General features: G+C 32.9%; 11 protein-coding genes and 1 pseudogene. 2 read left to right on the forward strand and 10 right to left on the reverse strand.

Annotated elements, in window-relative coordinates; genetic code table 11:
- From B0A58_RS02745 to B0A58_RS02785, 10 genes and pseudogenes are all read right to left on the reverse strand, one after another.
- A pseudogene (locus B0A58_RS02745) lies at positions 1-499 on the reverse strand (AAA family ATPase); the annotation flags it as partial.
- Positions 500-530: 31 nt separating this feature from the next.
- Positions 531-1,385, reverse strand: a complete 855-nt coding sequence (locus B0A58_RS02750) for a DUF2931 family protein (RefSeq protein WP_243389433.1) — start codon at positions 1,383-1,385, stop codon at positions 531-533.
- The gene (locus B0A58_RS16755; protein WP_317047309.1) at positions 1,292-1,579 is read right to left on the reverse strand and encodes a DUF2931 family protein; all 288 of its coding nucleotides are present in this window, start codon (positions 1,577-1,579) and stop codon (positions 1,292-1,294) included. The genes B0A58_RS02750 and B0A58_RS16755 overlap by 94 nt, the downstream gene beginning before the upstream one ends.
- A 39-nt stretch (positions 1,580-1,618) precedes the next feature.
- The gene (locus tag B0A58_RS02755) at positions 1,619-2,098 is read right to left on the reverse strand and encodes a hypothetical protein (protein WP_089079787.1); all 480 of its coding nucleotides are present in this window, start codon (positions 2,096-2,098) and stop codon (positions 1,619-1,621) included.
- 30 nt (positions 2,099-2,128) lie between these two features.
- On the reverse strand, positions 2,129-3,073 hold the full coding sequence (locus B0A58_RS02760; RefSeq protein ID WP_089079788.1) for a hypothetical protein: 945 nt from the start codon (positions 3,071-3,073) through the stop codon (positions 2,129-2,131).
- A 19-nt stretch (positions 3,074-3,092) separates the two neighbouring features.
- The gene (locus B0A58_RS02765; RefSeq protein ID WP_089079789.1) at positions 3,093-5,732 is read right to left on the reverse strand and encodes a hypothetical protein; all 2,640 of its coding nucleotides are present in this window, start codon (positions 5,730-5,732) and stop codon (positions 3,093-3,095) included.
- 2 nt (positions 5,733-5,734) lie between these two features.
- Positions 5,735-6,223: a DUF4280 domain-containing protein gene (locus tag B0A58_RS02770; RefSeq protein ID WP_089079790.1), complete on the reverse strand. Its 489-nt coding sequence runs from the start codon at positions 6,221-6,223 to the stop codon at positions 5,735-5,737.
- A gap of 13 nt (positions 6,224-6,236) precedes the next feature.
- Positions 6,237-7,205, reverse strand: coding sequence for a hypothetical protein (locus B0A58_RS02775; protein ID WP_089079791.1), 969 nt, complete (start codon positions 7,203-7,205; stop codon positions 6,237-6,239).
- 2 nt (positions 7,206-7,207) lie between these two features.
- Complete coding sequence (locus B0A58_RS02780; RefSeq protein ID WP_089079792.1) at positions 7,208-8,962, reverse strand: type VI secretion system baseplate subunit TssF; 1,755 nt, start codon at positions 8,960-8,962, stop codon at positions 7,208-7,210.
- 11 nt (positions 8,963-8,973) lie between these two features.
- A complete protein-coding gene (locus tag B0A58_RS02785; protein ID WP_089079793.1) occupies positions 8,974-9,393 on the reverse strand; it encodes a GPW/gp25 family protein in 420 nt (139 codons plus the stop codon).
- A 144-nt stretch (positions 9,394-9,537) separates the two neighbouring features.
- Between B0A58_RS02785 and B0A58_RS02790 the strand changes: the two genes are divergently transcribed.
- Together B0A58_RS02790 and B0A58_RS02795 are read left to right on the forward strand one after the other, a co-directional pair.
- The gene (locus B0A58_RS02790; RefSeq protein WP_089079794.1) at positions 9,538-10,005 is read left to right on the forward strand and encodes a type VI secretion system contractile sheath small subunit; all 468 of its coding nucleotides are present in this window, start codon (positions 9,538-9,540) and stop codon (positions 10,003-10,005) included.
- Between the two features lie 2 nt (positions 10,006-10,007).
- Positions 10,008-11,375 carry a DUF5458 family protein gene (locus B0A58_RS02795; RefSeq protein WP_014085219.1) on the forward strand — a complete coding sequence of 456 codons (1,368 nt, stop codon included), beginning with the start codon at positions 10,008-10,010 and terminating at the stop codon, positions 11,373-11,375.
- Positions 11,376-11,519: the final 144 nt, after the last annotated feature.

Genomic DNA, 11,519 nt, shown 5'->3' on the forward strand with positions numbered 1-11,519 from the left:
TAAGGGGCTGAAACATTACTTCATCGCCATCGCTTAAATCGTTTAAAAGCGTTACTGTTTTTTGATTATTTCGCAGTCCAAAATGTTTTAAAAGTTCTTTTTCACTCAAGTTTAGTCCATCAATTTGTTGGTCGCTATATACCAAACCTGGCTTTGTAATGGCAATAAATACCGAAAAAGCATCAATATAATCAGAACCTAATCTAATTTTATTAAAATTGGCTTCGTTGAATATTTTTTCCACTTCCTCGTCGGCTATGATACTATTATCATTTGATGGATTTGAAACATAGACTTCTCTTCGCACATCAAACCATTCTTTGATGTATTCTATATCTTTAGAAAGACTGCGAAGTACCTCGACCAAACCTGTTGGTGCATATAATAAAGCTAAGGCTAGATGGGACACACCATAAGTGCTCTGACCATCTTGAATGGCAAATGATTTTGCCGATTTGATGGCAGCTACTAAACTTGGGCTATAATTTAATTCGTTCATGGTTTTAGTTGATTGTTATTTTTTTTGATTTTTATCCTCCCCAAACGCCTCTAACCTTATAATTTTTGAGTGCTATCTTTTTATCTTCACATTGTACAAAAACCTCCATACTATCATAATTAAAGGTTGGTTTGATAATTACATCTATGGGTTTGTTTGGATATTTCTTTTTGAACATACCAAATATCTCAAACATTTCTTGATCATTAAAAATAATTTCGGTGCTGTATTTGGTAAAAATAAATTTACACTTGTATGGTGCTGCTTTGTCATAATAGGCGTGTTTGTTTAACTCTTTTTGTAGCAACTCATCTAGTTCTCCATTAAAATAGGTATAGTAATTAAGTGTAAAATGGTCTATCTCGTCATAAGGTTGCATAACAAAACGATAGTTGAACCGCTCTCTATACCTATCCCAACGCCCATAAGGGATACCCTTACTGGCAATGTCGGCTTTGATGCTGTCGGATACCATTAAATCGTAAAATGATTTAAAAAATTGCTCTTGATTTTCATTATCAGCATTTTGATAAAAATCATCTGGACTCACAACCACTTCTTTGGCTTGTAGGCGACATATTTCTATGCGGTTGTGATCACCGCCTAGCCATACTACAATAACACCTCCTGGAGCGGCACCAACGGTAAGATAATCACACGTTAGATGCACAATATCGCCATTGCGTTCTTCGTGGTCGTAGCCTTTTTTGAAGGCAGCTTCTATTTTGTCGGCTGGCAAGGGGGCATCTACTTCATAAAACTTTTTTTCGGCATACGCCACATAAGTAAGGTTTAGGTGGTGTGGGATGCTACTACCGCCCATTCCTGCTGCGGCACCATCATACTCCCAACCTCCTTCCTCCGTTCCTGCCTTGGGATACCGCAAATTAGTTTTTTGTTGCCATCAAGTAAGTAGCCTATATGCACTTCTACTGGGTAGCCTTTGGGTGCGTTTACCGTTACGGTATAAGAGATTTGATTTTCCATTTTGTTTTCTTTGTTTTCTTTGCAAGCTATGGTTAGCATTGCTAGCGTTATGATGATTATTTGTTTAACGTACATGTCGTTCTCTTTTTCCATTTAGTATTCTAGGATAATTTTTAACATTTTGCTTTTCATTTATACCTTTACCTTTGTTCTCTCATTATCTTTGTGTAAAGCAATGTGCTGTGAAATTTCATCTTTAGATTTTGTTAATCCACTAATGTAAATTTTAGGTTTTAAATTTTTATATTCAAATTTGATATACATGGCATTGAACCTGTCACTCTCTGAATCATATTCTTCATAACAACATAAATTTTTAATATTTTGCCAACTATAAATATTACGTTTATATTTTATGTGCTTTTCATTTATTATTAAAACTGGTTTTATTTGAAATCGATATTCGTATTCCCAAAGAAAAATAATAATTCTTATAGCAGTGAATATTAATAGATGAATTAAAAAAAAAATGTTATAAAAATATATTATAAGGGTAATTAATAATAACCATAAAGCCCAACAACCGTAGTGTTCTTTTTGATAATAAACTTCTATTTCAGTATACTCTAAATCTTTATTTGATTGTATAATTTTTATTTTTCTATCTGACATATCAACTTTTATTTTTCCCTTAAAACCATCCTATAAACTCTCTAACTCAGTTTTGTTTTTTGGTAAAACTAATTTAAACCCTATAGTTAATTCACTTTGTTTTTTGCCTTCATGTTCTCCTTCAGTAATAACATCACCATAATAAATTCTGATGATGCCTTCTCTATCTGATTTAGAAACTAAACTGGCTATTCTTCCATCAAGTTCATAAACAATTTCATATTCAGTATCTAAAAAAATTACTTCTTTATTTTTTAAAGGACTCGTTTGTTTTAAATAAGATTTCATATATTCATTTATATCCTCTTCATTTACATAATTTGCTTCAAATTCATACTTTTTATTCTTAAATTTCTTCTCAATATATACCTGTTGTTGGTTGTTTTCAATAATTACAAGATATTTCTTGTATTCTGCTAATATCTTTTGTGTGATATTAGGAATATCTCTTAAATCTTGTAAATTATTATAAAATGCTGAATGATCCCATGGCACTTTTGCCTCAAAAGGGATAGTCATTTCAAAATAGGGCAACTTTTTCTCTGCTAATCCTTCGGGTAGCTTTATAGTTTGCAGTAGTTGGTACTTGTCCATATCACAACCTTTTTGTGGCACATAAATCAGTTCTAGTGCTACAAAAGCCCTGTCGTCTATATATTCTGCACCATCCCGTGGATATACTTTTAAGGTAATAGTTTGTTTTCCTGATTTTATAATAAAAGAACTTATAGTTTCTGTAATGGTATAACCACCTTTATACCAATAGTCATCTACATTAAAATCATTTACCCAAAGTGATGCTCTACACCCTTTTTTATCTACTTGTATGGCATACATAGGTTGTTTCTCATGTTTTGGGGTTTGCTCGTAAGCGGTTTTGATAATTGTTTCCATTTCTTTGTCTGATATGTTTTTTTGTGCACAACTAGTTATTGTACAAAGGATTAATACTATATTAATTATTTTTTTTAGCATGCTGTTTGTGTTTTTTAAATTATGAAAAAGGATGATAGCGTCCCTTAAACCAATCTTTTTTAGGATCAACTACATAAAAGGCTGGGAGTTGGAATGTTTTGTCTTTTACTTTATCTTTATCTCCCACTTTTTTAGCAACAATCGTCAGTTTTATGCCTCCAAAGTGTATGGCAGGTTCAAGAAAGAATCCATCTTTTTTATCAAATCCACTTGAACAAGCAAGTTCTAAAAAGCTTTCGGCTTTTGCATCTAGGGCATAACCAAAACCTTGGTCGCCACTACTATCGTCATCTCCTTCCAACACTAATCCTTTTTTTACGACACCTACTTCAGCTTTTAATTGAACTCCAATGCCTAATCTTCCGCTTACCTGAAATTTTATTGTATCTATCGAGTTAATTGGGATTTTAGCATATCCATTAATTTGACTAAACACATAAATGTTTAACTCTAATTTTTTACTTATTTCATATCCAAAAACACCTGCTAGTAAGTCTCCGCCAACTTCTAATACTTCAATAGCTTCAAGCACTAAATTAACAACAGGGACTGTTTTGCCTAATGTAAAAGAAAGTGCAATTAAATCAATACCTCCTGTCCCTTTTATTAAAGGTTCAAATCCAAAAGAAAGCTCACCCGTGGGTTCTATCACAAAGTTTTTATGTTCTTGAATTGCATATTTCCATGAGCCATCAATTTTAATGGCAGGATAATCTATTTTGATAAAAGCGGGCATCATTTTCGGCTTTGGTAGCTTTTTCATGATGGTTTGAGCATGTTTTTTATCGTTGTTACACAAAGTGTCAGCCCCTTCTTTAATTGTTTTAAAAATATCGATAAAAAATTTAACTTTTTCCGCTATGTTTTGTCCCCATTCAAAAGGTTCTTTATTAATTGTATAAGTTATAGTTAAATCAAAATCATAAGAAGAACTCCCTTTCTTTCTTTGATTTGTAGCGTCTGTAGCTTTTTTTACTTGCTCTTCGTAAATACTTTTACGTTTACTTTCTGGGTGCATTGGCGTATCGCTTCCAGAAGTTCTAGACAAATCACTTGGCATATTAGTAGTTGCTAAACTTTGTGGCATTGTTTTGTCATTAAACAATAAGGATATTTTCCACTCCATATCTGGAACTATAACAACATTAACATCATGATGGTGTCTACAAGTATCTGCTTTTAGTAACACGTTAGGAAATGTTTTAAGTTTTTCTTCTGTAAGAAAAAAGTATTCAATTAGGTTAATTTTGTCATAATCAAACCACGCCTCAAAATCTATTTTTTCTGGTGTTTCTTTTATAATCGTTACATTATGAGGAGTGTTTTTACCTACCGAAAGTTGCTTGGTGTGCGGGTCTTTTACCCTTTTGCCATCTTTTACCCCTTTTTTTCCGCACTCGGCTATGCTACTCTCGGGATTTACTTGTAGCGTAAATTTCTTTTTCTCGCTACCCACTATTACTCCTGTTTCTATACATGTAATATTTGGTTTTGAGTTATCTTCTTTAAACAACGGCGTGCTTTTGGCTTCGCTATCTATCAATTCAATAGCCGTATATTGACAATGACTAAACTTCGCCACATTCGTCTCTACTTGTCCTACCATCGCAGGCATGTTGTTAGTAGGTATTGCCGGAACATCGAATGAAATCCCGTTTTTGTGTACATGCAATTTTTGCCTGTCTAATCCCTCAAAAACCTTTCCTGTCTCTAGGGCTTTGACGGTGGGATAAATCCAGAGATTGCCACCGGCATCTGTTTTCCAATCGCTTTGTATGCTTACTTTTATTTCTATTTTTTGTACTACTGTTGCGCCCTCTACAGTACCTTTGGCTTTGCTTTGATTGCTACTTACTAAAAAACCAGACACTCCGTATTTGCCTTTTTCATGGGGTTTTACTTCTTTGAGTACTACCTCTCTCGTAAATGCTTTTTCTTTACTAATGTTTAAGGGGTCGTCACCACTAAATACGTCTTTGTCAAACAAATTTACTTCTACTTCTTGTCCGTACATGCCCGAGGTATAAATGTGCAAGATGAGCTGGGAATTGAAAGCTACAACTGTACTTTCTGGAATCGGGTTGTAGTCTTGGTCTGTCCACTCTATTCTAATTATTTTAGGCTCACCTTTGGCTTGTACAAACATGCCATAGGGGATCTTGCCTGTGGCAGGATCCGTATCAGTAAATACTTCTAGCCATGCCATACCACCGCCTTCTAACACCTTTGGAAAGGTAAAATTGTAGAGGGTATTAGCATCTATTCCTTTACTAAAACCTTGGTTATGAGTGATGTTATGTGGTTTTATTCCATTACCTACCACTTGCCATGCCCAAGAGACAGTATCTCTTTTGGGTTTCATCTTTTTGTCAAAAGACGCCATTTCGGCTTTATGGGCTTCTGCTTTTTTATTATAGCTTTTAATTTCTTTATTCTGTACCTGTTGATTATATTTAGTCATTCGGTCATAATCCACATCAGACACCCCTAAACTAAATGGCTTCAAGGATTTGGGTTTGTCTGGAGCAAAAGTGTCACTCTCTTCGATAGTAAAAGAGAAATTTTCGGATTTTTCTAGTATTAGACAACCTACGGTTTCATCAAACTTTTGGTTCGTTTTTGCATTAACTTTTGGTATTATCTTTAGCTCTTTACTCATGGCTATACTTTTTTTATTAAAAAAACTTTCTCCTCCAAATCTTCAAAATCAAACCCTGGCAATAGCTCTGCCAATACTTTTTTGTCAGCGTTTTTTATATTCTGTTGGCTTACTTCGGCTATTTGCCCGTGGTTTTTTATGGTGATGCAATCGGGACCGCCAATGGGACAGGTGGCTTTGCTGTCTTCCAACAGAATTTTTCCTTGGTTGGATAGTGTTACTTTGTCATAAAAAGCTGACCACTCAGTTATAACCGCTTGGCAGGGTTTATAGCTAGAACCCATGGGTTGCAGTTTGCACTTGCCAAAGGTATTAGCCTCTAGGGTTTGCCCAATTTCTTTGGTGGTGGCTATGAGTTTCTCTGCTCCATCTTTATCATTGGCATAATGTTTTGAATGTGTTTTTACTTTCAAAACATCGGTTTTGCTTGGGTCTTCGCTGTGTTTACATACGCAGGTGGCGCCTTGTACTACTATATGTTTTTCTGCCATGGGTTCTAGTTATTTATTGCTGGTATATTTCAACTTGTGTTCGCTTATCATTTGAAGTAAATGTTCCTACTATCGAAAATATACTTTTGTCCATATCATTGAGTTTGTATTGTATTATTGCTTCTTTTTTTGTATTTGAATTTATTGATTTTCCTTTGGTATTAACAATCACTTTATTGGTTTTGCTATAAACATCTTCAAGGTTTTGTGTCATTTCATATTCTTTTGATTCAAATGGAAATGTACTATTGTAATTTATTACTTTCTTTGTTGAATAACTGCCATAAATGGGTTTGAAAAACAAATTGAAAAACCAGTTTTCGATTAATGATTCTGTTAGTATATACTTGTTTTTGAAAAAATTAGTTGCTTTTGCCATTATTTTTTCGGCGATTTCTCCTTTATAATAGGCTGTTAATTCATCCTTTTTTGTTTTCCATCGTTCTACTATTTCTTTATGATTTGCAAGGCTTTCTATCTCTCCATTGCCACTTACTTGCAATTGTAATGGAAAAATAGTTTCCGAAATTCTATTGGCAAGTTGTTCTATTATGGTGTCGGGATGTTTGTTATTTATATATACTTGTTTTCGATTTATTTCTAATACAATTTGTTTGTCTTCGTTTTTTTTATAAACCATTTCTAGTATATAATGTATTTTGTTTAGCAACGTTTCCTTTTTATAATTTACTACTTGAAACCCATACGTTTTTGATTTATAAAATTTATCAGCCCATATTACATAACCTGTTTTTCGTTCATTTTTCTTTTCAATATTTTTCACCACGTCTTCAGTCAGATAGATGCTTGTCAAATGTTTTGGAAAACCGTCGTATTGGCTTTGTATTTTATCTTTTATCTCCACATTGATATTGTGCACTGAAATGAGCCAATTGATGCTAATATCAAATTTTTGAGCAACACTTTCTACAGTATCGCCTTCATTTAAAAAATATTTTACAAACTCAATTTTTTCCATCATAACTAGTTGATTGTTATTTGATAAGGAATATTCATTACCGATTGTTCTTCTAAAGTTTCTTTTAAAAAACGCTCCATTTTTTGTTTGCTGTTGGCTTCCAGTTGGTTTTTGTCTTCAAGTGTTATGGCAACATCAATGGTTCTAAAAAGTCCTTTTTTCTTGGTTGAGCTTATTCCCACCCCGTCTTTAATAGTGATTTCTTTGGTGGTGTTTCTCAAATAAAATTGTATGGCTGCTTTGATGTCTTGAGTGGTAACAAGACGTTCTTTGGTTAAAAAACCATACCGCATATTGATGAGTTTTTCGGCTTTATCAGTTCGGAATATGCCACCCATTGAAGTGGTTTGAAGAATGGTTTTTTCAGACACTAATTCGGACACAACAGCTTGTTTTAAAATGGTGCCTTTTTTAAAACCATTGGCCAGTTCGCCTTCCGATGTCCAGTAGGAACAGTATAACGTATTTACTTTTTCGGTAGTATTGATTAATGCAAACACATCGTCTTTGTTGTTAATATTGCTAAAGCTGATGTTTATTTTTTGCTCAATGGCGTTTATTTCTTCGCTTATTCTTGCCATGGTAGAGTCAATATAATCGGCATTGATACTCGAAAAAGCACTGACATCTTCTCGTAACACTCGGGCTAATTTTTTAAGGAAGAATTTAGCATTTCGAGGGTCATAGTTTTCTAATCCGCCATGAAACAAGGTATAGGTATTGTTTTGAGTGGCATCTATTGGAAATTTGATACTGTCTATAAAAGCATTGTTTTTTTCATCAGTAATTGTATGAATATCTAAAAAGTGAGATTCGCTAGTGCCTTTCATAGAAAACAAGCGCCCATCTTTACTTAAATGGTGGGTAATTTGGTTTTGTTTTCTGTTGATGGCGGGAAAAGTGTTAATGGCAATGGTTATTTTGTCCAATTCTTCTTTGGTAAAAACTTCAGGAAAAGTAAGCTCTAGCCAAACCACTTTTAGCTGTACTTCACCACATTTGATGTCTTCTTTTTGGATGGAAAATTGCTCTAAAATGTTTTTATAAACCAAATTTTCTGGTTGTAAGATTAGCTTATAAATATAATTGCTGTAATGTGTTTTTATACTTTCTGTATAATGTTTGTTGTCTGCTACTTCGCTGAAATTTTCGTTCGTTTTTTCTACTATAGTACCGTTAACATCTCTAATTTCAACCAATTTTAATAGATGGTCGAGCGATGAATTATTGGTAAGAAAAGTGATTTTCAGCGTTTCTAAATCTGTTAAAATAGCCTCAGCACAATCAATTCCTATCCAAACTTTATAGTCTGAAATTTTATTTTTTAATGCTTCAACAGCATTATTATACAACAAATAATTGTCGTAATACTGAAATTTAACCGAACCTTCAATAATTTTTTCTTCTGTAAAAGGCGTAAAATAAATGGCAGTACTAGTATTTTGATTCAAATTATTTTTAACAGAAAATTCGGTTTCTTCATTAATAATAGTAATGCCGTTATTCGTAATAGTACTCACAAAGGCATGGGCAGGCATAGGCAAACTCCAGCTATTTGGCGTTACTTGCTGAGCAACACGCTCAATAATTTTAGCATCGGAGTCAATAACTTCCTGATTGAGGTAATATACTTCATAAATAATGACATCTAATAACATCATAATCAATGGATCGGCCATTTCTAAATCGTCAATTCCCCATAATTCTAAACACTGTTTGTGAATTCTGTTTTTTATTTGGATAAATTTTTTGTCTTTCATTTGTTCCTAATTTATTGAGAAATGGGACTGATATTTAATTTTGTATGAAAATTAAAAGGAATCAAACTATTTTTGATGATTCCTTTTACTATTATATTGGCTTTTCTTCTAATGCTGTTTTTCAATTCATTATCTTCTACATCATCCAAAGTAATTACCACACTTGTAAGATTTAAACGGTGTTCGTTTTTTGAAATAGACTCAAACAATGAGTTTTTCACCGTTTCTTCCCATGTTCTTCTATTGATGTGTTGATCAAACTCTAAATCCCAAATAATGGATCCAAAATTGGGCATCTCTGGAATTTCGCCAAATGATGTGGTTACAATTAACATAATATTGTAAGCGATAGACTCCTGAATTTCACATTGAATTTTATTTACCCCTTTCAATAAAGAGTCGAAAGATATAGGGTATTTTATATATTTCATATTATATTATATGTATTCATTAATAATTAAAACCAAATGTATTCCAAAATAACAAAACTAACAATAAAAAAAATAAAAAAAAATTTTTTTATTATAAATAATTTGTTTACTTTTACTTAATATTAACACTAAAACACAAATATTATGAGTATGTTTAATTATGGGATTGGAGGAAACGAAGTAAAAGTGGATGCAAACGAAGCTATTGCAGAAATTCCATCAAATAGAACCCTACTTGTTCAAAAGCTTACAAACGAACAGCCTGTTGCTCCAGAAGCAGTTTATGATTTGAAAACAGTTGAAGAAGTTTTTGAAAAATTTAAACCCAATGTAGCACTCGAATTTACTAAAGAAGATGGTTCAAATTTAAAAGAATCCATGACTTTTAAAAATTTGGGCGATTTTGGAGCCAAATCAATCAAAGAGAACAGCCCGTTTTTGAGCAAATTAAGTACCGAAAATGAGCAAGCCTATAAAATTGTAAAACAATTATCGAGCAATAGAGGTTTAATCAAAGCCATTCAAGATCCTGCGGTAAAGCAAGCGATTATTGAAATGCTCGAAATTGCAAAAAATGAAATCAATTCGTCCAAACAAAAAGCACAAAATTAATTATGGCAACTCCAAACAAAGAACAAAAAACACAAGAAGTAATTGAAAATCAATTGATTGACAACCCAATTATTAGCAACACTCACTTATTAGATGAATATGGTGGATTTGCATTTTTAGAAAATGTAATCGACGGATTATCCAACATGAGCCCTAACAGAAAAGCTAGAAAAAACATTTTTTTGAATGATCTACAATGGGAAGGCGAACGAAACAATTTGCTAAACAAACTGGATTTGTGGATCACTTTATTAAAAAATAGTGATTCTATAGAATCGATGATTGCATCGGCCAATAAAAAAGCCGAATTAGCCAAAAAAACATTGAATACCAACCTAAAGTATGCCTTAGAAACCACAAAAGAATTAGAAACGTCTTATAGAAGTGTGGCACTTTTTTATAAAAATACCGAAAGCGATAAAATTAAAAATGTAACTATTGTAAATGCAGATCTTTCCCAATTGAAAGATTTAGACAATACCTTGTTTTTTGATTATATATCGAATGAATTGAAGCAAAATTTTGACCGATTGGATTTAAGAAAAAACTATTCTATTCTTTCAATTCCAGGATATTTGGGTTCCAATGCTATTTTGGATAAATGGTCGAAAATTGCCCATGAAAACAAAGCCGTATTATTAACCGATTTTCAAGATTTGGAAACTCCAGATGATGTAATTGACATTTTCTTTAACGCCAATCATACGGGTGGCGATGTTTATAAATCCAATACGATCATGACTTGTAACTATTTATTAGGTAGAAACCGAGTAGATGAAGTGGAAGAAGATGAACATTTATATGTACCGCCCTCTACAGCTTTGGCTGGAAAATTATACAAAACTTTGATGTCGCAAGTGGTAGCTGGTAAAAAATTTGGAGGATTAAACGAAGTAGAAAGCGTGCGTTTTGATCTTAAAAAGAGTGAAATCTCCGAATTAGAAAAAATGGGACTGGTGCCAATGGTGAATGAGTATAGCAAAATCATGGCATTCTCTGCAAAAACATTATTCAATGGAGATAATTTAGGATTGCAAACCTATTCTGTGGTAAGAGTCTTTGATCATATTACAAAAGTATTATTCGATTTCTTAAACCGTAGAGCTTTTGAAAACTGGACCACCAGAACCGAAGCCGATTTGAGAAGTCAGATTATTAAATTTTTAGATGGCATTAAAGGCCCAACTAATTTGATAGAAAAATTCACAGTGATGAAAATAGAACAAGATAAAACTCAAAAAGATAGAATTTTACTTGATATTCATATCACTCCTTATTTTCCAGCAAAAAGCTTTGTAATTCAATTAGACGGTCACAAAGGTGATGGCCCAGAAGACGCCGTTTGGCATAGCGATTATAAGCAAGTTTAATGATTAAATGGAGGCTGTATTTTTGTACAGCCTTTTTATTAATTATCTAATTTCAATCACTTACAGAACTCAAAACATTTCACATAACTTTACGTTTAAATTAATACCAAATATATTTATAAAATAGTCCAAAGATGCGTAGTT

It is taken from the genome of Flavobacterium branchiophilum NBRC 15030 = ATCC 35035 (genome assembly GCF_002217205.1).
GTDB lineage: Bacteria > Bacteroidota > Bacteroidia > Flavobacteriales > Flavobacteriaceae > Flavobacterium > Flavobacterium branchiophilum.

Bases quoted from the DNA above. Each gene is read 5' to 3' on its own strand.
- B0A58_RS16755 (WP_317047309.1), bottom strand. From the start codon at position 1,579: ATGGAAAAAGAGAACGACATGTACGTTAAACAAATAATCATCATAACG.
- B0A58_RS02755 (WP_089079787.1), bottom strand. From the start codon at position 2,098: ATGTCAGATAGAAAAATAAAAATTATACAATCAAATAAAGATTTAGAG.
- B0A58_RS02760 (WP_089079788.1), bottom strand. From the start codon at position 3,073: ATGCTAAAAAAAATAATTAATATAGTATTAATCCTTTGTACAATAACT.
- B0A58_RS02765 (WP_089079789.1), bottom strand. From the start codon at position 5,732: ATGAGTAAAGAGCTAAAGATAATACCAAAAGTTAATGCAAAAACGAAC.
- B0A58_RS02770 (WP_089079790.1), bottom strand. From the start codon at position 6,223: ATGGCAGAAAAACATATAGTAGTACAAGGCGCCACCTGCGTATGTAAA.
- B0A58_RS02775 (WP_089079791.1), bottom strand. From the start codon at position 7,205: ATGATGGAAAAAATTGAGTTTGTAAAATATTTTTTAAATGAAGGCGAT.
- B0A58_RS02780 (WP_089079792.1), bottom strand. From the start codon at position 8,962: ATGAAAGACAAAAAATTTATCCAAATAAAAAACAGAATTCACAAACAG.
- B0A58_RS02785 (WP_089079793.1), bottom strand. From the start codon at position 9,393: ATGAAATATATAAAATACCCTATATCTTTCGACTCTTTATTGAAAGGG.
- B0A58_RS02790 (WP_089079794.1), top strand. From the start codon at position 9,538: ATGAGTATGTTTAATTATGGGATTGGAGGAAACGAAGTAAAAGTGGAT.
- B0A58_RS02795 (WP_014085219.1), top strand. From the start codon at position 10,008: ATGGCAACTCCAAACAAAGAACAAAAAACACAAGAAGTAATTGAAAAT.